At 69.6% G+C, this 22435-nt stretch carries 21 protein-coding genes; 7 read left to right on the forward strand and 14 right to left on the reverse strand.

All coding sequences use genetic code 11. The features are described 5' to 3' along the window. Positions 1 to 25: 25 nt before the first annotated feature. The 5 genes from NOCYR_RS13715 to glpK (NOCYR_RS13735) form a co-directional block, all read right to left on the reverse strand. Positions 26 to 2416, reverse strand: coding sequence for an ATP-binding cassette domain-containing protein (locus NOCYR_RS13715; RefSeq protein WP_014350979.1), 2391 nt, complete (start codon positions 2414 to 2416; stop codon positions 26 to 28). A 145-nt stretch (positions 2417 to 2561) separates the two neighbouring features. Next, on the reverse strand, positions 2562 to 2972 hold the full coding sequence (locus tag NOCYR_RS13720; RefSeq protein ID WP_014350980.1) for a VOC family protein: 411 nt from the start codon (positions 2970 to 2972) through the stop codon (positions 2562 to 2564). Between the two features lie 5 nt (positions 2973 to 2977). After that, a complete protein-coding gene (locus tag NOCYR_RS13725) occupies positions 2978 to 3424 on the reverse strand; it encodes a helix-turn-helix transcriptional regulator (protein WP_014350981.1) in 447 nt (148 codons plus the stop codon). A 174-nt stretch (positions 3425 to 3598) separates the two neighbouring features. Further along, positions 3599 to 5335, reverse strand: coding sequence for a glycerol-3-phosphate dehydrogenase/oxidase (locus tag NOCYR_RS13730; protein WP_014350982.1), 1737 nt, complete (start codon positions 5333 to 5335; stop codon positions 3599 to 3601). A gap of 26 nt (positions 5336 to 5361) precedes the next feature. Next, complete coding sequence (glpK, locus tag NOCYR_RS13735) at positions 5362 to 6873, reverse strand: glycerol kinase GlpK (protein WP_014350983.1); 1512 nt, start codon at positions 6871 to 6873, stop codon at positions 5362 to 5364. Positions 6874 to 7000: 127 nt separating this feature from the next. Here glpK (NOCYR_RS13735) and NOCYR_RS13740 point away from each other — a divergent pair, with 127 nt between their 5' ends. Continuing rightward, on the forward strand, positions 7001 to 7762 hold the full coding sequence (locus tag NOCYR_RS13740; RefSeq protein WP_014350984.1) for an IclR family transcriptional regulator: 762 nt from the start codon (positions 7001 to 7003) through the stop codon (positions 7760 to 7762). Next, positions 7759 to 9276, forward strand: a complete 1518-nt coding sequence (gene glpK / locus NOCYR_RS13745) for a glycerol kinase GlpK (protein WP_014350985.1) — start codon at positions 7759 to 7761, stop codon at positions 9274 to 9276. The genes NOCYR_RS13740 and glpK (NOCYR_RS13745) overlap by 4 nt, the downstream gene beginning before the upstream one ends. Here the strand turns inward: glpK (NOCYR_RS13745) and NOCYR_RS13750 are convergent. Continuing rightward, positions 9273 to 10400, reverse strand: a complete 1128-nt coding sequence (locus tag NOCYR_RS13750; protein WP_014350986.1) for an esterase/lipase family protein — start codon at positions 10398 to 10400, stop codon at positions 9273 to 9275. The two genes, glpK (NOCYR_RS13745) and NOCYR_RS13750, sit on opposite strands and share 4 nt — an antisense overlap. A 249-nt stretch (positions 10401 to 10649) precedes the next feature. Between NOCYR_RS13750 and NOCYR_RS13755 the strand changes: the two genes are divergently transcribed. From NOCYR_RS13755 to NOCYR_RS13765, 3 genes are all read left to right on the forward strand, one after another. Then, entirely contained in the window at positions 10650 to 11864 is a 1215-nt protein-coding gene (locus tag NOCYR_RS13755; RefSeq protein ID WP_014350987.1) for a cytochrome P450, read from the forward strand. 329 nt (positions 11865 to 12193) lie between these two features. After that, positions 12194 to 12922, forward strand: a complete 729-nt coding sequence (locus NOCYR_RS13760) for a hypothetical protein (RefSeq protein WP_148280631.1) — start codon at positions 12194 to 12196, stop codon at positions 12920 to 12922. 28 nt (positions 12923 to 12950) lie between these two features. Further along, positions 12951 to 13493: a hypothetical protein gene (locus NOCYR_RS13765; protein WP_148280632.1), complete on the forward strand. Its 543-nt coding sequence runs from the start codon at positions 12951 to 12953 to the stop codon at positions 13491 to 13493. A gap of 123 nt (positions 13494 to 13616) precedes the next feature. Here NOCYR_RS13765 and NOCYR_RS30790 read toward each other — a convergent pair whose 3' ends face one another. From NOCYR_RS30790 to NOCYR_RS13780, 3 genes are all read right to left on the reverse strand, one after another. After that, positions 13617 to 13868 carry a DivIVA domain-containing protein gene (locus NOCYR_RS30790; RefSeq protein WP_014350990.1) on the reverse strand — a complete coding sequence of 84 codons (252 nt, stop codon included), beginning with the start codon at positions 13866 to 13868 and terminating at the stop codon, positions 13617 to 13619. Between the two features lie 153 nt (positions 13869 to 14021). Continuing rightward, positions 14022 to 15089 (reverse strand): DNA glycosylase AlkZ-like family protein, encoded by a 1068-nt coding sequence (locus NOCYR_RS13775; protein WP_014350991.1) that lies wholly within the window; start codon positions 15087 to 15089, stop codon positions 14022 to 14024. A gap of 9 nt (positions 15090 to 15098) precedes the next feature. After that, a complete protein-coding gene (locus tag NOCYR_RS13780) occupies positions 15099 to 15662 on the reverse strand; it encodes a TetR/AcrR family transcriptional regulator (RefSeq protein ID WP_048833337.1) in 564 nt (187 codons plus the stop codon). 245 nt (positions 15663 to 15907) lie between these two features. Here NOCYR_RS13780 and NOCYR_RS13785 point away from each other — a divergent pair, with 245 nt between their 5' ends. Both NOCYR_RS13785 and NOCYR_RS13790 read left to right on the forward strand, forming a co-directional pair. Continuing rightward, on the forward strand, positions 15908 to 16528 hold the full coding sequence (locus NOCYR_RS13785; RefSeq protein WP_014350993.1) for a TetR/AcrR family transcriptional regulator: 621 nt from the start codon (positions 15908 to 15910) through the stop codon (positions 16526 to 16528). 24 nt (positions 16529 to 16552) lie between these two features. After that, positions 16553 to 17200, forward strand: coding sequence for an enoyl-CoA hydratase-related protein (locus NOCYR_RS13790; protein ID WP_014350994.1), 648 nt, complete (start codon positions 16553 to 16555; stop codon positions 17198 to 17200). 113 nt (positions 17201 to 17313) lie between these two features. Here NOCYR_RS13790 and NOCYR_RS13795 read toward each other — a convergent pair whose 3' ends face one another. The 5 genes from NOCYR_RS13795 to NOCYR_RS13815 all read right to left on the reverse strand — a co-directional run bounded on the left by NOCYR_RS13795 (position 17314) and on the right by NOCYR_RS13815 (position 22196). After that, positions 17314 to 17964 carry a LysE family translocator gene (locus NOCYR_RS13795; protein WP_014350995.1) on the reverse strand — a complete coding sequence of 217 codons (651 nt, stop codon included), beginning with the start codon at positions 17962 to 17964 and terminating at the stop codon, positions 17314 to 17316. Between the two features lie 79 nt (positions 17965 to 18043). Beyond that, on the reverse strand, positions 18044 to 18916 hold the full coding sequence (locus tag NOCYR_RS13800) for a heme ABC transporter ATP-binding protein (RefSeq protein WP_014350996.1): 873 nt from the start codon (positions 18914 to 18916) through the stop codon (positions 18044 to 18046). Between the two features lie 88 nt (positions 18917 to 19004). Beyond that, entirely contained in the window at positions 19005 to 20084 is a 1080-nt protein-coding gene (locus NOCYR_RS13805; protein ID WP_014350997.1) for a FecCD family ABC transporter permease, read from the reverse strand. Beyond that, positions 20081 to 21118 (reverse strand): heme/hemin ABC transporter substrate-binding protein, encoded by a 1038-nt coding sequence (locus NOCYR_RS13810; RefSeq protein ID WP_014350998.1) that lies wholly within the window; start codon positions 21116 to 21118, stop codon positions 20081 to 20083. The genes NOCYR_RS13805 and NOCYR_RS13810 overlap by 4 nt, the downstream gene beginning before the upstream one ends. A 103-nt stretch (positions 21119 to 21221) precedes the next feature. Next, positions 21222 to 22196 carry an aldo/keto reductase gene (locus tag NOCYR_RS13815; RefSeq protein ID WP_014350999.1) on the reverse strand — a complete coding sequence of 325 codons (975 nt, stop codon included), beginning with the start codon at positions 22194 to 22196 and terminating at the stop codon, positions 21222 to 21224. Between the last annotated feature and the right edge of the window lie 239 nt (positions 22197 to 22435).

The raw sequence follows: 22435 nt of genomic DNA on the forward strand, positions 1-22435 counted from the left end.
GGTCGCGCGACGGGCGGCGGGTGGTTCAGGCGCCGACGTATTCGGCGAGGTGTTCGCCGGTGAGGGTGGAGCGGTCGGCGACGAGGTCGGCGGGGGTGCCTTCGAAAACGACCTTGCCGCCGTCGTGGCCGGCGCCGGGGCCGAGGTCGATGATCCAGTCGGCGTGGGCCATGACGGCTTGGTGGTGTTCGATGACGATGACGGTTTTGCCGGCGTCGACGAGCCGGTCGAGCAGGCCGAGCAGGTTTTCCACGTCGGCCAGGTGCAGGCCGGTGGTGGGTTCGTCGAGGATGTAGACCCCGCCCTTCTCCCCCATGTGGGTGGCCAGCTTGAGGCGTTGGCGTTCGCCGCCGGACAGGGTGGTCAGTGGTTGTCCGATGGTGAGGTAGCCGAGGCCGACGTCGGCGAGGCGTTGCAGGATCTTGTGCGCGGCGGGGGTGCGGGCCTCCCCTGCGCCGAAGAACTCCTCGGCCTCGGTGACGGGCATGGCGAGGACTTCGCTGATGTCGCGGCCGCCGAGTTTGTAGTCGAGCACTTCGGCGAGGAAACGCTTGCCCTCGCATTCCTCGCAGGGGGTTTCCATGGTGGCCATCATGCCGAGGTCGGTGTAGATGACGCCGGCGCCGTTGCAGGCGGGGCAGGCGCCCTCGGAGTTGGCCGAGAACAGAGCGGGTTTGACGCCGTTGGCTTTGGCGAAGGCTTTGCGGATGGGGTCGAGCAGGCCGGTGTAGGTGGCGGGGTTGGAGCGGCGCGAGCCCTTGATGGCGCCTTGGTCGACGACGACGACGCCGTCGCGTTTGGCGAGGTTGCCGTGGATGAGCGAGCTCTTGCCGGAGCCTGCGACACCGGTGACGACGGTGAGGACGCCGGTAGGGATGTCGACGTCGACGTCGACGAGGTTGTTCTGGTTCGCGCCGCGGATCTCGAGGGCGCCGTCGGCTTTGCGTACCGTCTTCTTGAGTGCGGCGCGGTAGCCGAGGTGGCGTCCGGTGAGAGTGTCGCTGGCGCGCAGGCCGTCGATATCGCCTTCGTAGCAGACGGTTCCGCCGCCGGTGCCCGCGCCGGGGCCGAGGTCGATGACGTGGTCGGCGATGGCGATGGCTTCGGGTTTGTGTTCGACGACGAGCACGGTGTTGCCTTTGTCGCGCAGCCGCAGCAGCAGGTCGTTCATGCGCTGGATGTCGTGCGGGTGCAGGCCGATGGTGGGTTCGTCGAAGACGTAGGTGACGTCGGTGAGGGCGGAGCCGAGGTGGCGGATCATCTTGGTGCGCTGGGCTTCACCACCGGAGAGGGTGCCTGCGGGCCGGTCCAGCGACAGGTAGCCGAGGCCGATTTCGACGAAGCCTTCGAGGGTGTGGCGCAGGGTGGTGAGCAGCGGTGCGACCGAGGGTTCGTCGAGGTCGCGGACCCAGTCGGCGAGGTCGCTGATCTGCATGGCGCAGGCGTCGGCGATGCTGATGCCGTTGATCTTGGAGGAGCGGGCGGCTTCGCTGAGGCGGGTGCCGTCGCATTCGGGGCAGGTGGTGAAGGTGATGGCGCGGTCGACGAAGGCGCGGATGTGGGGTTGCATCGCTTCGCGGTCCTTGGACAGGAACGATTTCTGGATGCGTGGGATGAGGCCTTCGTAGGTGACGTTGACGTTGTCGACCTTGATGCGGGTGGGTTCTTTGTAGAGCAGGTCGTTGAGTTCGCGTTTGGTGTACTTGCGGATGGGCTTGTCGGGGTCGAGGAAGCCCGAGCCCATGAAGATGCGCCCGTACCAGCCGTCCATGCTGTAGCCGGGGATGGTGAGGGCGCCTTCGCGCAGGGATTTGCTGTCGTTGTAGAGCTGGGTGAGGTCGAAGTCGGAGACCTTGCCCATGCCTTCGCAGCGTGGGCACATGCCGCCGGTGATGCTGAAGCTGCGGCGCTCTTTGACGGTGTGGCCGGCTTTTTCGATGGTGACCGCGCCTGCGCCGCTGATGGAGGCGACGTTGAAGGAGAACGCTTGGGGTGAGCCGATGTGCGGTTGTCCGAGTCGGCTGAAGAGGATGCGCAGCAAGGCATTGGCGTCGGTGGCGGTGCCGACGGTGGAGCGGACGTTGGCGCCCATGCGTTCCTGGTCGACGATGATGGCGGTGGTGAGGCCGTCGAGGGCGTCGACGTCGGGGCGGGCGAGGTTGGGCATGAACCCTTGGACGAAGGCGCTGTAGGTTTCGTTGATCATCCGCTGGGATTCGGCGGCGATGGTGGAGAAGACCAGGGAGCTCTTGCCGGAGCCGGAGACGCCGGTGAAGACGGTGAGGCGGCGTTTGGGGATGTCGACGCTGATGTCTTTGAGGTTGTTCTCGCGGGCGCCTTGGACGCGGATGGTGTCGTGGCTGTCGGCCAGGGGCAGGGCGGCCGGTGCGGTGTCCTTGGTCTTGGCCGGGCTCATGGTGGGTTCTCCATCGGTTGTGGTGCGGGCTGTCGGGTCTTGTGCGCGATGTTATTCGGCGGGCGGGGTGGTGCGCGGGCGAACGGGTCCCCGCCGGCGGTGGTGGGGACCGGTCGCGGTGGTGGTTTGCCGGTGGGTGGCTGGGTCAGGCGGCCTGTTGGATGCGCAGCAGGTTGCCCGAGGGGTCGCGGAAGGCGCAGTCGCGGACGCCGTAGGGCTGGTCGGTGGGTTCTTGGACGACTTCGGCGTCGCCGGCTTGCAGGCGTTCGAAGGTGCCGTCGACGTCTTTGCTGGCGAGCACGATGCTGGCGTAGGTGCCTTTGGCCATCATTTCGGCGATGGTGGCGCGTTCGTCGTCGGTGAGGCCGGGGCTGGCTTCGGGTGGGTAGAGGACGATGGCGGTGTCGTTTTGGTCGGGCGGCCCGACGGTGATCCAGTGCAGGCCGTTGTAGCCGACGTCGTTGCGGACTTCGAAGCCGAGGATGTCGCGGTAGAAGGCGATCGAGGCTTCGTGGTCGGTGTGCGGCAGGAAGCTGGCGCTGATGGTGATATCCATGCTGATCAGGCTAATTGCGCGTCGGCGGGCTGCGCTTCTCGATTCCTGATCGGTCTGGTGACCTGTTTGGCGACGCAGGAGGGCATGCCCGCGGTGGCTTCGGCGGCTTCGCGGCGGTAGACGCTGGGTGGCATGCCGACCAGTTCGGTGAAGCGGGTGCTGAAGGTGCCAAGGGATTGACAGCCGACAGCGAAGCACACCTCGGTGACGCTGAGTTCCCCGACGCGCAGCAGCGCCATGGCGCGTTCGATGCGGCGGGTCATCAGGTAGGAGTACGGGGATTCGCCGTAGGCCTGTTTGAACTGGCGGCTGAGGTGGCCTGCGGACATGTGGGCGTCGCGGGCGAGGGCTTCGACGTCGAGGGGTTGGGCGTATTCGCGGTCGATGCGGTCGCGGACGCGTCGGAGCCGGGCCAGGTCGCGCAGGTGTTGCTCGGTGGCGGGTGTGCTCACTCTGGTGATGCTGCCATGTGTTGGCGGTACTGCCCAGCTTCGTGCGGTGCGTGCTGGGTGGACGTGGCGCCGATCCGTCGGCCGAACCGCCCGTCACCGGGTGTGGCGACAGATGCGCCGGATCGCACCGCACACACCCCTCCCCCTGCGTGCGGTGCAGTAGGCGTGCGCGGGTCAGGCGCCGACGGGTGTGGCCGGGGTGTCGCGGGAGTCGGGGGCGGTGCGGCGGATGGCGTCGGCGGTGGCGTCGTCGGGTTGGTGCTGGGCGCGTAGTTCGGCGGCGACGCGGCTGGTGTAGCACTCGATTTCGCGGGCGATGTCGGTGTCGTCCCAGCCGAGGTGGGGTGCGGCCAGCGCGGCGGCTTCGGCGGCGACGGCGGTGCCGCGGTCGAGGGTTTCGATGGACAGGTGGGTGCGGCGGGTGAGGATGTCGTCGAGGTGCAGGGCGCCTTCGTGGGTGACGGCGTAGACGATTTCGGCGCGCAGGTAGGCGGTCGTGCCGAGGGGGCGGGCCAGCTGCGGGTCGGTGGTGATGAGGTCGCGGATTTCGGTGATGGCGCTGCCGTAGCGGCCGAGCAGGTGGTCGATGGTGGCCGGGGGTAGCTGCAGGTCGTCGGCGAGGCGGGCGCGTGCGAGTGACAGTTCGGTGTAGCCGTGGGCGCCGACGAGCGGGACCTGGTGGGTACGGGTGGGGCCGATGCGCTGGGGCAGGCCGGCGATGGCGGCGTCGACGGCGTCGGCGGCCATGACGCGGTAGGTGGTGTATTTGCCGCCGGCGACGAGGACGAGTCCGGGCACGGGGGTGATGACGGCGTGTTCGCGGGAGAGGGTGGTGGTCTGGTCGGTGTTGCCGGCGAGCAGGGGCCGCAGGCCGGTGTAGACGCCGACGATGTCGTCGTGGCCGATGGGGTTGTCCAGCAGCCGGTTGGCCTGGTCGAGGATGTAGTCGATGTCGGTGCGGGTGGCGGCGGGGTGGGCCAGGTCGTGGTCCCAGGGGGTGTCGGTGGTGCCGATGACCCAGTGCTGGTCGCTCCACGGGCACGGGATGACGAACAGCAGGCTCTTGTCGGTTTCGGTGATGAGTCCGGTGGTGGCGTCGATGCAGTCGCGGGGGACGACGATGTGCACGCCTTTGGAGGTGCGGATCCGGAATTGCGGGGTGGCGTCGAGCATGGCTTGGATCTCGTCGGTCCAGGGGCCTGCGGCGTTGATGACGCGGGTGGCGCGGATGTCGAAGCGTTGCCCGGTTTCGAGGTCTTCGACGGTGGCGCCGGTGATGCGTTCGCCGTCGCGGAGGAAGTCGATGACGCGGGTGCTGGAGGCGCACAGGGCGCCGTGGGTGGCGGCGGTGCGGGCCAGCATCATGGTGTGGCGGGCGTCGTCGATCTGGCCTTCGTAGAAGCTGATGCCGCCGCGGATGCGGGCGCCGGCGCCGGGGAACCGGTCACGGGTGGCGTGGCGGCCGAGGTGGCGGTGGTGGGCGGGGACGCCGCGGCCCGCGCCGAGGATGTCGTAGACGCCGATACCTGCGCCGGCCCAGGCGCGGTCGAGCACGGGTCGTTCGAGCGGGTAGAGGAATTCGACGGGTTTGGCCAGGTGTGGGGCGAGGGTGTCGAGGATGAGGGAGCGTTCGCGCAGCGCTTCGAAGACGAGGCCGAAGTTGAGTTGTTTGAGGTAGCGCAGGCCGCCGTGGATGAGTTTGGAGGAGCGGCTGGAGGTGCCGGAGGCGTAGTCGCGGGCTTCGACGAGGCCGACGCGCAGTCCGCGGGTGACGGCGTCGAGGGCGGTGCCTGCGCCGACGACGCCCGCGCCGATGACCAGGACGTCGAGTTCGGTGGTGGCCATGGTGTGCAGGGCGTGGGCGCGGGTGGTGGGGTTGAGTGGGCGTGGTGCGAGTGGGTGGCCGGTCATCAGGTGTCCTTGTGATCGTGGGGTGGTCAGGGGGTGGCCCAGTCGAGGGTGCGGCCGAGGGCTTTGGTCCAGCCGCGATAGCCGTGGGCGCGTTGGTGTTCGGTCCAGGTGGGTTGCCAGCGGGTGTCTTCGCGCCAGTGCCGGCGTAGTTCGTCGGTGTCGTGCCAGTAGCAGGTGGCCAGGCCCGCGGCGTAGGCGGCGCCGAGGGCGGTGGTTTCGGTGATGACGGGGCGGCTGACGGGGACGCCGAGGATGTCGGCTTGGATCTGCATGCACAGGTTGTTGGCGGTGACGCCGCCGTCGACGCGCAGCACTTGCAGGGCGACGCCGGAGTCGTCGGTCATGGCGTCGATGACGTCGCGGGTTTGGTAGCAGATGGCTTCGAGGGTGGCGCGGGCGATGTGGGCGTTGGTGGCGTAGCGGGTGAGGCCGACGATGGCGCCGCGGGCGTCGGAGCGCCAGTGCGGTGCGAACAGTCCGGAGAAGGCGGGCACGAAGTAGACGCCGCCGTTGTCGGCGACTTCGGCGGCGAGGGATTCGCTGTGGGCGGCGCCGGAGATGATGCCGAGTTGGTCGCGCAGCCATTGCACGGCGGATCCGGTGACGGCGATGGAGCCTTCTAGGGCGTAGACGGGTGATTGGTCGCCGAGTTGGTAGCAGACGGTGGTGAGCAGGCCGTTGGTGGAGCGCACGGGGGTGGTGCCGGTATTGAGGAGCAGGAAGTTGCCGGTGCCGTAGGTGTTTTTGGCTTGGCCGGGTTCGAAGCAGACCTGGCCGATCATGGCGGCCTGCTGGTCCCCCACCGCGGCGGTGATGGGGACGGCGGCGGCGAAGGGGCCGTCGGGGCTGGTGTGGCCGTAGTGGGTGGGGTGGGCGGAGGCGGTGATGGCGGGCAGCATGGCGCGTGGGATGTCGAACAGGGTGAGAAGTTCGTCGTCCCAGTCGAGGGTGTCGAGGTCCATGAGCATGGTGCGGGCGGCGTTGGTGACGTCGGTGCGGTGGATGCCGCCGCGGGTGCCGCCGGTGAGGTTCCACAGCAGCCAGGTGTCGATGGTGCCGAACAGGGCGTCGCCGCGTTCGGCGGCGGCGCGCAGACCCGGTTGGGTGTCGAGCAGCCAGCGGATCTTGCCGCCGGAGAAGTAGGTGGCCGGTGGTAGTCCGGTGCGGTGGCGGATGAGTGGGCCTGCGGTGGCGTCGAGTTCGGCGGCGATGCGGTCGGTGCGGGTGTCTTGCCAGACGATGGCGTTGTGCAGGGGGCGGCCGGTGGTGCGGTCCCAGATGACGGTGGTTTCGCGTTGGTTGGTGACGCCGATGGCGGCCAGGTCGCGGGCGCGCAGTCCGTGGCGGCCCAGGGCGGTTTGGATGACCGCGCAGCTGCGTTCCCAGATTTCGACGGGGTTGTGTTCGACCCAGCCGGGGCGCGGCAGGATCTGCTCGTGTTCGAGCTGGTGGCCGGCGATGACGGTTGCGGTGTGGTCGAAGATCAGGAATCGGGTGCTGGTGGTGCCTTGGTCGAGGGCGCCGATGAGGTCGGTCATCTGTTCTTCCGTTGTCGGGCTCGCTGCCCGTCGCAGGAGCGGCCACTGCCGAACCTAGGAACCGCCGACGCCGCCGACAACGGGGTGCGTTCGACAATGTCGAACGATTCGCGGCTACGGTAGGTGGGTGCCCGGTTCCATTCAGTCGATCGAACGTGCCGCCGCGATCATGGCCTTGGTGGCGCAGGCGCCGTTCGGGATCGGGGTGAGCGAGGTGGCGGGCGCGTTGGGGCTGCCCAAGGCGACCGTCCACGGGTTGCTGCGGACGCTGCACGGGGTGGGATATGTGGAGCAGGATTCGCGCAGCGGGAAATACCGGATGGGTGCGGGTCCCTCCGGTGCTGGTATGGACACCAATGTGTTGCGCTCGTATGCGATGAACTGGGCCGACACGTTGGCGGCGCGGTCGGGGGAATCGGTGCGGATGGGTGCGGTGCACGACGACGGCGTGCAGATCGTGCACCACGTGTTCCGCCCGGATCCGTCGCCGCAGCGGCTGCGGGTCGGTGTGGTGTTGCCGTTGCATGCCACCGCACTGGGCAAAGTGCTGCTCGCCTACACCCCCGGACTCGCCGAACGCGGCGACGAACTCACCGCTTTCACTCGCCGCACCATCACCGCGCCGCGTGCGCTGCACGCCCAGATCGCGCAGGTGCGGGCGCAGGGGTTCGCCACCGATATCGGTGAATTCGCGGCCGAGCGGGCCTCGGTCGCGGCACCGGTGCGTGATCCCGGTGGGCGGGTGGTCGGCGCGATCGGTGTGGTCGGCGCGGTGGACCGGGTGAGCAGTGCGGCGGTGGTGGGGCCGGGGCTGGTGGAGTTGGTGCGGTCGGCGGCGTCGGCGATCTCGGGCGATATCGCCGCCGACCGGGCGCGGGTGCGGCGGTGAGAGCGGCGGGGCGGGCCAGCAACCGGTTCGTGCTGGCGGTCGATCAGGGCACCACCTCGAGCCGCGCCATCGTCTACGACGCGGCGGGGCAGTTGGTGTCGGTGGTGCAGCGTGAGCATCGTCAGCTGTATCCGGCGGCCGGGCGGGTCGAACACGACGCGGCCGAGGTGCGCCGCCATGTCGAGGCGTTGATCGGGCGCGCGATCGGTGCGGCCGGGATCGCCGCCGGGCAGGTGGTGGGGATCGGGATCGCCAACCAGCGGGAGACGACGCTGCTGTGGGATCGGCGCACCGGCCGCCCGGTCGGCAATGCCATCGTCTGGCAGGACACCCGGACCGACGATCTGGTCGCCGAATTGGCCGCACGCCCCGACGCCGCCGAGGTGAGCCGGCTGTCCGGGCTGCCGCTGCTGGGCTATTTCGCCGCCCCGCGCATCCGCTGGTTGCTCAACCGCGACGAACGCCTGCGCGACGACGCCGAACGCGGCCACATCCTGTTCGGCACCATGGATTCCTGGCTGATCTGGAACCTCACCGGCGGCGCGCACGTCACCGATGTGAGCAACGCCGGGCGCACCCTGCTGATGAACCTGCACACCCTGGACTGGGATGCCCGGCTGCTCGAGTTCTTCGGCATCCCGCGCGCGATGCTGCCCGACATCCGCTCCAGCGCCGAGATCTACGGCCACACCGTCATCGAGCCGGCCGGGATCCCGATCGCGGCCGCGCTCGGCGATCAGCAGGCGGCACTGGTCGGGCAGACCTGTTTCGCGGCCGGGGAAACCAAATGCACCTACGGCACCGGCGCGTTCCTGTTGTCGAATACCGGGACCGCGCCGGTGTTTTCCCGGCACGGGCTGCTGACCACCGTCGGGTTCCGCCTCGGTGCCGAACCCGCCCACTACGCGCTGGAAGGGTCGATCGCCTCCACCGGTTCGCTGGTGCAGTGGCTGCGCGACCGGCTCGGGCTCATCGACGCCGCGCCCGAGATCGAAACCCTCGCCGCCACCGTCGCCGACAACGGCGGCTGCTCGGTGGTGCCGGCGTTCTCCGGGTTGTTCGCACCGCGCTGGCAGGCCGAAGCGCGCGGGGTGATCACCGGACTGACCTCCTACATCACTCGCGGACACCTGGCGCGGGCGGTGCTGGAGGCCACCGCATGGCAGACCCGGGAAGTGGTCGAGGCGTTGAACGCCGACACCGGGCAACCGGTGACCGAGCTGCGCGTCGACGGCGGGATGACCTCGAACAATCTGCTGATGCAGCAGATCAGCGACGCGCTCGGGATACCGGTGCAGCGGCCGCTGTTCGCCGAAACCGTCTCCCTCGGTGCGGCCTACGCGGCGGGGCTGGCGGTCGGCTTGTGGCCGGACCTGGACGGATTGCGCCGCAACCGCCACATCGCCGGACGCTGGCTACCCACCGTGTCGGCCGCCGACCGCGACCGCGGCTACCGGCAGTGGAGCCGGGCCGCCGCGCTGAGCTACCACGGGACCGGCGACACCGGCAGCTAGAGGCTGCCGCCCCCACCGACCAGCCACGGATTGAACGTGCACACCAGATCCGGGTGCGCGGCGGGATCGAGGGCCCGCAACACCATCGACGTCGCGCGCGGGGAATACATCATCGTCAGGTGATCGGACAGGTCCTGTTCGCAGCCGTCCTGCACGGTCAGGTTGGTGACGGTGGCGTCCGGGCCTGCCCGCAGGAACGTCAGATCGTAGGGGTTGACGATTTCGTCCCACCGCGAGCCGATGACGGTGTAGTCGACGCCCGCCGCGGTGTCGCCGCCGGCGTTGAGCGCGGTCAGAAACGGTGAGCCGATGACCTGTTCGATATTGGCCGGGCCGACGAACAGCTGGTTGAACCCGAGGATGTCGACACCTAGATCGTTGATGGCGCGCCCGAGGGCGGCGATGCCGAGCAGGCTGGTGCCGTGATGGGTGGCGCCGAGGGTGACCAGTTTCGTCACCTTCTGGTTGCCGCCGTCGAACTTCACATAGTGGTTCGACACGGTGCCACCTTGGGAGTGGGCGACGATATCGACCGACTGCGCGCCCGTCTCCCCCAGTACCCGGTCCACGAAATCGGCCAGCTGGCGCGATGATTGCGTCATCGGCCCGACCGCGTTGCGTCCCGGCAGCAGCGGGCCCAGACCACCGCCGTCGAGCACCCCGGCCTGCCCGTAGTTGAGGGCGAACACACAGAAACCGGCGCGCGCCAGCCGCGGGGACAGGTAGGCGAAATTGTCGTAGGCGTTCATCCACGACCCGTGCATCAACACCACCGGACGCGGATGCTCAGCGGTGGGGCGGCAATTCCAGTCATTGGCGCCCGGCGGCGCCGCATTCGGATGCAGTAGACCGTAAGCGAACGCGGCCAGCGCGGCCGTCATCTCCGGGCCCGGCCCCGCCGCGACGGTCGACCGGCTGGGCACCGTGCCCGCGCTGCCGGTCGACGTGACCGCCGCGAGGCCGGGGTGCGGTGTGGCCTGATTGATCTGGTCGGCCAGTAGCTGTTCGGTGAACGGCACCTGCGGACCAGCCTGGACCTGCCCCGATACCGTGCCCGCCGCCATGATCGCCGCGCCCGCCAGGACCGCCGCCGCTCGTGCGGCGCGTCGTACTTCCCAACCCATGTCTGCCCTCTCACGCACTCCCGGCCATCGCGCACCGGATCTGATTCGAAACTCGTGGCGACGCTAGGAGTTCCGGTGACCGGCGCGGATCGCATTCGCGGCGAATCCGAGCATTCCCACCGCAACACCGGGCGCGGATTGGAGAAAAGTACAACCCGATGAGAGCAGGTGGTTCGAGCGCCGGTGGGCGCCTGATCCGGCCGGTACGCTCGTCGGTGAGCTCGCACGTGACCAACCAGGGGGCCGTTCATGAGCGTCGAGACCACCGCCGACATCGTCGGACAGGTTTTGCTGAAGCTCGCCGAACCCGAAGGCCGCGCCGACCCCTACCCGCTGTATGAGCGGTTGCGGGCCTGCGGACCAGCGGTGCCGGCTCCCGACGGGACCCTCGTGGTCACCGGCTACCGGCTGGTGTCGGCGCTGGCACGCGATCACCGGCTGCGCAAACGACCCGAGACCTCGTTGACCGCCAACGGATTCCCACACTGGCGGCAGCGACCCGGATTGCGGTTGATCTTCGGCAGCATGCTGGTGGCCAACCCACCCGAACACACCAGGCTGCGGCGACTGGTGTCCGGCGCGTTCACCAACCGCCGCGTCGCCGGGATGCGGGCGGCGATCGAGGGCCTGGTCAGCGGGTTGCTCGACCGGATGGAAGCCGCCGACGGTCCCGTGGACTTCATCGACGAGTTCGCATTCCCGTTGCCGGTCACCGTGATCGGTGAACTGCTCGGCATCCCCGAATCCGACCGCATGCGCTTCCAGCCACTGGTGCGCGACTGGACCATGGTGCTGGACCGCCTCGACGAACCCACCGTCGCCGCCGCCGACACCGCGGCCGACACCATCATCGACTACCTCGGCGAGCTGATTGCGCGCCGCCGCCGCGAACCCGCCGACGACCTGCTGTCCGCACTCGCCACCCCCGACGGACTGCCCGACGACGAACTGATCACCATGGCCGCGCTGCTGTTCGCCGCCGGCTTCGAAACCACCACCGGCCTGCTCGCCAACGGACTCCTCGCCCTGCTCGACCACCCCGACCAAGCCGACCAGCTGCGGCAACACCCCGAGCTCGCCGGCTCCGCGGTCGAAGAACTCCTGCGCTACAACTCGCCGGTGCAGCTGCTCACCTCCCGCACCGCACCCGAAGCGATGAACGTCGGCGGACTGGAACTGGCCGCAGGCCAACGCGTCATCATGCTGCTCGGCGCCGCCAACCATGACCCCGAAATCTTCGACGACCCCGCCCGGCTGCGCCTGGACCGCGACGGCGAACCACCCCTATCCTTCGGTGGCGGCATCCACTACTGCCTCGGCGCTCCCCTGGCCCGCCTCGAAGCCCAGATCGCCTTCCCCGCCCTGCTACGACGCTTCCCCGGACTGGCCCTCGCCGCCGACCCCGCGCCGCGCGACGGGCTCGCACTGCACGGGCTCGTGCGCATGCCCATCCACCTGCGATAACCCGTGCGGCACGCGTCCGCCGGGCCGCCGGCCACTGGATGGGCGCCGAGGCCTCCTTCGTCGAGGTGGTGTCGGCGTTCGGTCTGGCGGCGACGTCGGCGGCCTCAGACACCACACTCGCCCGAGGCACCGGGAGCAGCTCACGACAACGGGCCAGTTCTTCGGCCGGTCCGGCTGGCAGATGCGTGGCAGCAGACTCGCCGAAACCGTCGATTACCACAGCGCACTGACCGTGCTCGCCGCCCTCGTCCGCCGCACCGGTCGGATACCTGCACAGGCAGCGCTGAACTCGGCTGCCACACTGGAACGACACCAGGTGGGAGGCCGAGATGGACGTTGCGTCAGCGGAATCGGCGCCGGCGACCGCATGGGCGCAAGAGCGGCGGCGTCTACCCGGCGTGAGCTGGGAGACGCTCGAGGCGCACCTGTTCACCGGCCATCCGCACATCCAGCTGCTGCTGCGGGTCCGGGGACGGGTCCTGCCATGGCGTGGCGGCTGGTATTGCGCCGCCGCGATCACCGCCCTGGCCGCCGGTGTGATCGCCTTCTGGCTCGGCTCCGCACACCCGTATTCCGCATGGATCATCGCGGGCCTGCTGATGGGCGTGTGCGCCGGATTGCAGATCACCGGATGGGTGCGTGCCTGGCGGGGCTACGGCACCGGCGCCGATGCACTCTGGGGCGCCGTCGTGTTCACCATCGGCTTCCTCCCGGCGTTCGGGATCGGGATGCTCGAGAGCCGGATCTGGAACTCGGCCACCGACGACCCCGCCCCCACCCCCGTGTTCTACCTGACGCTGGCCGCCGTGGCCCTGGGCTTCACCGGCCTGCACGGCTCCTCCCTCACCCCCAGCCCCGGCACCCGCCGCTACCAACGAGCCCTCGACGCCGTAGCCGCCCTCCCCGACGCCGAGCGCGAACGCCTCACCACCGACCTCGCCACCGCACTGCGCATCCTGCGCGAACACCGCATCATCACCCCCACCGAATACCGCGCCGCCCGCGCCGCACCCCTGGGCGGCCTCGTCACCACCCTCACTAACCGCTCCCCGACATGACCGCCCCGAGCTCCCCCGAGAGGTGACCATGACCGCCGACCGCAACGATCAGGCACGCGCGACTCGGATCGGATTGGGGCGCAGGCGCGGCTGGGCCGGTCTCGTCGCCGGGATCGGCGCACTCGGACTGCTCGAGGCGGCGGTCCTGCACTTCCTCGCCCATGCCTTCCTGCCCACCGGGATCGCCACCGCGGTCGACCTCGTCGCCGCCGCGTTGACCGTGCTGGTGATCGTCGCGCTCGCCTCACCCCTGTGGGGTTGGCTACGGGTCGACGCCACAGGGGTGCGGCTGCGGTTCGGCTGGCTCGCCGCCATCGACATTCCCGCCGCGGCGATCGCCGATGTTCGTGAGCAGCCCACCGACATCCGCAACCCCGTCACGCTCGGCCTGGACTTCGACTCCGACACGGGCCTGTTGACGGTGGTGCGTGCACCTTCCTCGCCGCTGATCCGCATCACGTTGACCACCGAGATAGGCGCCCGCACCCAAGGATGGCGGCGGGTCCAGGCGCGGGCGGTCCTGGCCAGCGTCGACAACATCGATGCGCTCGACGAGTACATGCGGCGATAGTTTCACCGGGCTCGGCGGCCGTCGGTTGTATCACCGGTCCCGGGGCGGTGACGCCACCGGATGGGCCCCGCGCGACCTCGATCGGATCGCCGACGATGCGACGAGACCGTCGCCGAAACACTGCTATCGGGTGAGGGTTTTCTCCACCAGGTCCAAGAAGGCGTCGACTTCGCGTTCGTCGTAGCCGCGGTGCCCGAATCGCGGCCGCCGGAACGTGATCTCGCGGACCTCGGCCGCGGTCAACCGGTCGGCGCCGCGCAAGGTGGCTTCGACCCGGTCGAGGAAGTCGTCGACATCGTCTTCGCGATAGCCGCGGGCACCGAACGGCGGCTTGCTGAACGTGACCGCGCGGACGTCGTCTGCGCTGAGACCCATCGTTGCCTCCTCCACCCGGCTGATCGGTCCATTGTCGCCGCATCAGCGCCGGCTCGCGGCGCGAACGAGGTGAACGGCGCCACTGTCACCCACAGAGCGGCACGAACGAGGTAGTCGGCGTTGCTGTCCCACAAAGGCGGTGCTGGGTCGTCGCTACTCACGATGATCGAACACGACCTCGAGTTTCGCCGAACCCGAGGCGTCGGCCAGCACCTCGGCGGCACGCTCGATCCGCCGCCGCACACCAGCGCTCAGCGCCTCGAACCCGGTCACCGTGACCAGGTTCTCGCCACGGCGATAACGCCAGATGCCCACCACCTCACCAGCGTCGAGCACTGCGCCGGGTGCCGACACCGGCCGCCACACCAGCCTGCGGTAGGCCGTCTCGGGCACCAGCAGCGTTCGGTCGATCTGCCGCAGATACGGGTCGTGCGGCGGGACGAGGACCGTGCCCGAGGCCGGCGGTGCGGACAGCAGGTCGTCGACGAGGGCGCTGGGCAGGCTGTAGCGGCGCCCGTCGACGGTGACCGGCACCAGATCGGCCGCCTTCCACACGCTGGTCACATCGACCGGTTCGACCCCCAGCCATTCGGCGAACACGGCGCGCGTGGTCGGACCGTTGACGCGGAAGAAGGTGTCGAGCAGGGTCGCGCGCGGCTGCCGCGGACGCTCGCGCGGATGCGCCGGAGCGGGCCACAAGACGGTGCCGCGCCGCTCATCCGCGCCCACCAGGATCTGGGCCCGACACCCGGCGGTGCGGAACAATCCATCGGGCACATGCCGCGCCTGGCAGCGTTCACACCACCGCACCAACTCATCCGGGACACGTTCGGTGACGCGAGTGCTGGCCTCGGACTTGGAAATCGGGCCGGTGACCACAGCGCGCAAAGCATCGGCCACGGCGTCGACCGCTTCGACCGCGTCCGCGCCACCGGAGTCGGTGGGCAACGGTGTATTCGCGGCAGTGACGAAATCCAGGCGATCGAGGCGATGCACATGCGGCGCGCCCCGCACCGACCACATCGCCACCAGCGGCCCGTCCGGTCCGATGGCTACGGGCGCGGATCGAGCCCGTAGTGACCGCAGCGCCCCCTCGGGTCGACCGTCCTGGACACCGAGCAGCAACAGAACGTCCAGCTCCATACCGTCGGCGCCGAAGCCGTGGCGATACCAACGGTGACCCAGCCACCGCTGCCGGTCGACGACGAGCGCGCCCGCCATCACTCCACTCTAAGAGCCGGCACCCACCCGGCGGGCGTGGGTGTAGATCAGGCGCGCGTATTCGGTGAGCAACCGGTCCAGGCCGATGGGCTGCTCACCGGTGGCGGTCTGCTGGAAACCGATCAGCATCGCCATCCCCAGCTCGGTGACCACCGCGGCGGTATCGTCATCGCCCACCACACCCTTGATCGCCTTGTGCACGGTGCGCCTGCGGGATTCGTCGACCCGCTTGACCGCCAGATTCACCGATTCGTCATTGGCCGCCCACGCGCGGATCGCGGCTTCGGCGGCGTGATGCAAGCCCAGCGCCAGATCCGACATGGCGCGAACATCGTCGTCGGGGTGGCCCTGGTTGAAGTTGAGGGTGCGCAGGATGAGGACCTGGCGGTTCTCCCAATGGTCCAGCAGAGCGTCGACGAAACCCTGCCAACTACCGAAATGATGGTAGAAGGAGCCGCTGGTGACACCGAGGCGCCGGCACAGCACGCCGATGTTGAGATGTTTGAAGCCGAGTTCGGCGAGCACTTCCAGTCCGGTGTGGAAGTACTGCTCCTTGGTGACCACTCGTGACATACGGCGCCGTTCTATTGGTATGGGCTGGTGGAAGGACCGAACGGTACCCCATCGTGTCGTCGGCTGGCCCGAGGGTAGCCGAGTCCCGACTCCTATTACAGAGTGTCACCGGGTATCAGTTACTTCCTGAGACATTAAGCGCGGGAAGGGAACCGGGTGCGCAGCATCCGATCTCCGTTCAGAAAACTGGCACGACCTGCTACCGCGTCTGTATAACAGAGCAAGTGCTCTGTTATGGTGGTGGCATGCCCCGCCCACGGATTCACGACCCCGACGCCGTCCTCGACGCAGCCACCCACCTGGCTGCGACCTCGGGCCCGGCCGCGGTCACCATCCGGGCCGTCGCCGCCGCGACCGGGGTCTCCAACGGCGCGATCTACCACAGCTTCGGCTCCCGCGCGCAACTGCTGGCTCGCGCCTGGTTACGCGCCGCGCACCGATTCCTCGAGATGCAGAACGCGCAGGTCGACGCCGTCCTCCCGGCCACCCCGCAGCCCGGCTCCCCCGCCTGCGTGGACGCCGTCGTCGCCGCCGCGGCCACACCCGCGCTCTTCGCCCGCGAACACCCCGACTCCTCGGCGCTGCTGCTGACCATTTCCCGCGACCAACTCCTCGGCGACGACCTGCCCGAGGCGCTCGCCGACGAACTCGCCGGCACCGACCGCGCCCTGGTCGGGTTGATGATCCGGCTGGCGCAGGCGATGTGGGAGCGCCGCGACGCCCGCGCGGTCGCCGTCATCACCACCTGCCTCGTCGATCTGCCCACCGCGATCCTGTTGCGCCGCGACCAGATCGACTCACCCCACGCCCAGCACCAACTCCGTGCGGCGGTACGCGCCGTCCTCGACGTCGGACCACCCGACTAGACCCGGAAAGAACAAGGAGCCCCCATGCCCAGCCTCGACTACCACGACAAGATCGCCGTCCTCGACCTCGGCGACGGCGAAAACCGTTTCTCCCCCGCCTTCCTCGACGAACTGAACACCCACCTCGACACCGTCCTCGCCGACGGCGCGCACGCCCTCATCACCACCGCGAGCGCCAAGTTCTACTCCAACGGCCTCGACCTGGACTGGCTCTCGGCCAACGGCGACCGCGCCGACTGGTACGTCGGCCGTGTTCACCAGCTCTTCGCCCGGGTCCTCACCCTCGGCCTGCCCACCGTCGCCGCCATGCCCGGCCACGCATTCGGCGCCGGCGCCATGCTCGCCATCGCCCACGACTACCGCATCATGCGCGCCGACCGCGGCTACTTCTGCTTCCCCGAAGTCGACATCCGCATCCCCTTCACCCCCGGCATGGCGGCACTGATCCAAGCCAAACTCACCCCGCAGACCGCCGTGGCATCGATGACGACCGGACGCCGCTGGGGCGGCGTGGACGCCGCCGCAGCAGGCATCGTCGACACCACCGCACCCGAAGGCGAATTGGTCTCCGCCGCCATCGAACTCCTGACCCCGCTGGGAGCCAAGGATCCGGGCACTCTGGCCGCCATCAAACAGACCATGTTCGCCCCGGCCGTCGCCGCGCTCACGTAGCCTAGGCCAGGTCCCTCGACGTTCCGGCCGGATACTACGGCGACCCCGTTATGCAGGGCGGGTGCGTGTTCGATGGTCAGGAACCCGTGGTACCAGCGGGCGCACCCCGAATCTCACGCAGCCGCCCTGTTACCGGTGAACGCCAGCGAGGTGCCGATACCGATCATGACGACGCCGCCGGTCGCACCGACCGCCGCCAACCGCTGTAGCGAGCGCCCGAACCAGGTGCGGGCTGCCACCGCGGCCAAGGCCCAAATCGAGTCGAAGATCAGGCCGAATACCGGGATACACAGTCCCAGCAGCATCATTTGCACGGGCACGGCACCGGCCGAGGTGGTCACGAATTGCGGCAGCAGCGCTGCCAGGAAGACGATGGATTTCGGGTTTGCGAAGCCGACGACGAATCCGTCACGCAGCGCGGTCATCATCGTGCGCCGCTGCGATGGCATTGCGGCAGAGACGGTCGCGACCATGTCGTGCCGGTGCCGGATCGCCTGAATGCCCAGCCAGATCAGATAGCCGGCACCGGCGAGCTTGATCGCCGTGAACACCGTCGCCGATGTCGTCACTATCGCGCCCAGACCCACCGCGACGGCAACGACTTGCACATAGACGCCGGCGGCGTTGCCCGCAACAGTGAGCAGCGCGGCCCGCCGCCCGACCGTGATGGCACGTCCGATGGTGAACAACACGCTCGGTCCCGGGACGACGACGAGGACGAACGCCAATCCGGCAAAGGCGATCAGGCTGTGGAGCGGCACCATCCTTCGAGAGTAGAGGTGAAGTGCCGCAAGGGCTCCCGAGTTCCAGCGGATGTCCGCACCGGAGACCCGTACTGGCCGGCTACCCGACGCCCCCACCCCGCGCTGGTAGCACCAGCTGCGCGCCCGTCACCGGATGGTCGAGCACTTCGACCGGGTACTGGTAGACGCGGGTCAGCAGGTCGGTGGTGAGGACCTCGCGGGGTGGGCCGTCGGCGGCGATGCGGCCGTTGTCGAGGACGGCGACCCGGTCGGCGTAGGCGGCGGCGACGCCGAGATCGTGCAGGACCACCACCACCGCGGCCCCGGCTTCGGCACGCTGGTCGGCCAGGCGTAGCACCGCTTCCTGGTGGCCGAGGTCGAGGGCGGCGGTGGGTTCGTCCAGCAACAGGGTCGCGGTGTCCTGGGCCAGGACCCGGGCCAACGCCACACGGGCCCGCTCACCACCGGACAGGGTGGGAAACGCCTGCTCGGACAGGTGGGTGACGTCGGTGGCGGCCATCGAGGCGGCGATGATCTCGTCGTCGCGTTCACGCAATGCCGTGCGCTGCCAGGGCGCACGGCCCATCGCCACCACCGCACCCGCGGAGAACGGGAACCCGACGGTGTGGCTTTGCGGCAGGACCGCGCGGCGGCGCGCCATGTCCAGGGGCGTCCATTCGGTGACGGCGCGGCCGTCGAGCTCCACACTGCCTTCGGTGGGTTCCAGCTCGCCGGCCAGCACCGCCAGCAACGTCGACTTGCCCGCGCCGTTGGGGCCAACCAGCGCCACGACTTCGCCTGCGGCGACCTCGAAATCGACGTCGGCGAGCACGCGTCGCGGTTTCGCGCCGCCGCCGCGCCGCTCGACACTCACCCCACGCGCCCGCAATGTCACGGTGCCGGGCGCGGGCGTCGACGGCAGTTCGTGCGCCCGCGACAGCACGGCTTCCCAACTGTTCTTCAACCCCGTCACGCGATCACCGCCAGCGGCGAGTCGTCGATGCGGCACGATGCACCGGCCTCGTGCGCCTGCGGACCGACTCCGCCCTGAACCCGCCGGCTCATGCCCACCCTCCCGAACGCGCGCGGGTGCGGCGCAGCAACCAGAAGAAGAACGGCCCGCCGATCAGCGAGGTGAGCATGCCCAGCGGGAGGTCGGCATTGTCGACCAGGGAACGTGCGGCGACGTCGGCGGCCAGCAGCACGACCGCGCCGATCACCGCGCTCAGCGGGATCAGCACCCGATGGCCGGGTCCGACCAGCATCCGCACCAGGTGCGGCACGATCAACCCGACGAACAGGATGATGCCGCTGAACGCCACACCCGCGGTGGTCAGGATCGCCACCATCACGATGACGTTGCGCCGCAATCGCTCCACATCGACACCGAGATGCCGGGCCGCCGATTCACCCAGCGCGAGCAGGTCCAGTTTCGGTGCCACCACGATCGCCGCGCCCACGCCGGCGACGGTGAGCGCGGCCACCACCCACACCGCCGACCAGGTGGCGCCGTTGAGGCTGCCCAGCTGCCAGAACACGATCTGATCGCGTGCCGCCGGCGAGGCGACGAACAGCAGGAACGCGATCAGGCCGCTGGCGAAGGCATTGATGGCGACGCCGGTGAGCACCAGGGTCACCACTTCGGTGCGGCCGTTGGACCGGGCCAGCAGATACACCAGCGCCGTGGTCGCCAACCCGGCCACGAACGCGGCCGCGGCCACCGACCAGGCCGCCACGAACGCCCCGCCGAGCACGATGACGGTGCCCGCGCCGACCGCCGCACCGGCCGACACTCCGATGACGCCGGGTTCGGCCAGCGGGTTGGCGAACACGCCCTGCAACAATGCACCCGCTGTCGCCAGAGCGGCGCCGACCAGGATGGCGAGCATCACCCGCGGGAACCGCACCTCCCACAGCGTCACCTCACCGGCCGGATGGGCGGGCAGCGGACCCCAGTCCAGGCCGATGCGATGCAGCACCGATCCGGCGACCTCACCAATGCTGGTGGGCACCTGCCCGATCGCCGCCGACGCCAACGCCAGCACGATCAGCGCCGCGACCGCCGCAACAAACACCAGCGTCGTGCGCGACCAGCGGGGCGTGGTGGGCCGTCGTTCGGCGAGTTTCACCTGCTCGCTCATGCTCCTGCCGGACCGTAGACGGCTTCGCTGAGCGCCTCGATGACGCGGCCGGTATTGGGGCCGAAGCTCAACAGCACCGCATCCGACATGTCGACGATCCGTTGGTTACGTCCCGCCGGGGTCTGCGCGATACCGGGGATCTTGGCCACGCCCTCGACCCCGCCCACCGATTTCAGGCCGTCGGTCATCACCAGCAGCACATCCGGCGCCGCGGTGATCATCGCTTCGCTGGTGATCGCGGTGAACGGTTCGGTCACTCCGGCTTCGGTGCCTGCGTCGCGGCCGCCGATCGCGGCGATGAGCGCATCCGCGCCCGAACCGGGGCCGGCGAGCATGGTGATGGCGGTCGACCGCAAATACAGGAACGCGATCTTCAGCGGCGGATTCTGCGCAGGCACCGCGGCGGAGGCGGCGGCGATCTCGTCGCGGGTGCGCTGGGCCAGCGCCTGCCCGCGGTCGGGGACGCCGAGCGCGGCGGCCACGGCCTCGATCTGCGGCACGACGCCGTCCATGGTGCGCTGCGGATCGAAGTAGACGACCGTGACGCCGGTGGCGCGCAACTGTTCCCGCACCGCCGGGGAGGCGCTGGTGGTGTCGGTGAGGAACACCGTGGGCCGCAGCGCAAGGATCGATTCGACGTTCAGTGAGCCGTTGCCGCCGGTGATGTTGGGCAGGTCGGCCACTTCCGGGAACACTCCGGCGGTGGAGCGGCCGACGAGGTTGTCGCCCAGTCCTAGCGCCCACACCGTCTGCATGAGGGTGCCGTAGCGGTCGGCGGCGAGGATGCGGTCGGCGGAGGTGACGGTGACCTCGGTGCCGTCGAAGGAACGCACCGTGGCCGGCAGCGCCGGGGTCGGTTCCGGGCCGATCGGGACCGGCGCCGCGTCGGCCAGCTGCGCGGTGGCCGGGCCACGGTGGCCGTCGACGGAGCCCTGGCCACTCGCACCGCACCCGGTCGACACCACCAGCACTCCGAGAGCGAGCGCGGCGAGCACGGCGCGGACCCACCCGGATCGGACACGGTCATACCTCATGTAGGCAAGCCTAACGGGCACCCCTCGGCGCGCGACGATCTCGGTCCGCCCGCCGCGGTCTCGAAACCGGTGTCACACCGGCCATCCAGCATCGCGGTGTGGCCTAGTCCGTGCGCGCGCTCACATCGTCGAGGGCCGCGGCGATGGCGCGCGGCAACTCGAGGGTTTCGGCGGCCAGCACCCCGGTCAGCTGGCCGATATCGCGGGCGCCGACGAACATGCTCGCCACACCCGGCCGGTCGCGGATCCAGGCCAGCGCCACCGCCAGCGGTGAGGTCGCCAACCCGTCGGCGGCGGTGACCAGGGCGTCGACCACGCGGGTGGCGCGCTCGTCGAGGCGGCCGCGGATCTCGGCGGCGGTGGCCTCGTCGGCGCCGCGGGAGTCGGCCGGCACGCCGTCACGGTATTTGCCGGTGAGGATGCCGCCGGCCAGCGGCGCGGTGGCGATCATCCCGACACCGTGATGGGCGGCCGCGGGCACGGTGTCGTCCTCGGCCGTACGCGCCAGCAGCGAATACGGGGTCTGGGTGACGGTGATCGGCGCCATCGCGGCCAGGCTCGCCAGCTGCCAGGCGGTGAACCCGCGAACCCCCGCGTACCGCACCCGCCCCGAACGCAGCGCCAACTCGACAGTGGCCGCCACCTCCTCGAGCGGGGTGCGCGGATCCCAGGCTGCGATATGCCAGATGTCGAGATGGTCGGTGCCCAGTTCGAGCAGGGTTCGATCCAGTTGCCGCAGCAGGGTGCGGCGCGAGGTGTCCACCCCGATGCCCGGGACCTGCGGCATCGGCGGTGTGCCGTCGGCGGCGGGCGGGACGGGACGCGGATGCAGGCCCGCGCAGCCGCTGAGCACCAGATCGTCGCGGGAGACCAGATCGCCGAGCAGATCGGCCAGGATCCGCTGGGCGGCGCCGCCGGCGTAGACCGGGGAGGTGTCGACGAGGGTGCCGCCGGCCTCGACGAACGCCATCAACTGCACCGCTGCCTGGTCGGCATCGGTGCGGGTGCCCCAGGTGTGGGTGGCCAATCCGATCCGCGAGACCCGCAGGCCGCTGCGACCGACCGTCCGCTGTTCCATCACCGTGTCCGCGCATTCGTCACGGCGCCAAGCGTAGAGCCTGATTCGCCGGTGCGGCCGCTCTCGTTTACCGGGTCGCGCGTCGTGTGGGCCACACCGCAGCCCGCCCAACCCCGTCCGGCGCCGTCGAGGTCAACACGGTACTGTCGCTGCGAGATAGCGGTCCGAACGCCGGGGTCACCCGCCGATGAGCCAATCATCCTCTCGGAACGGACATTTCGGCGGCAGTACAGGAGGGT

The organism is Nocardia cyriacigeorgica GUH-2, from assembly GCF_000284035.1.
Classification (GTDB): Bacteria; Actinomycetota; Actinomycetes; order Mycobacteriales; family Mycobacteriaceae; genus Nocardia; species Nocardia cyriacigeorgica_B.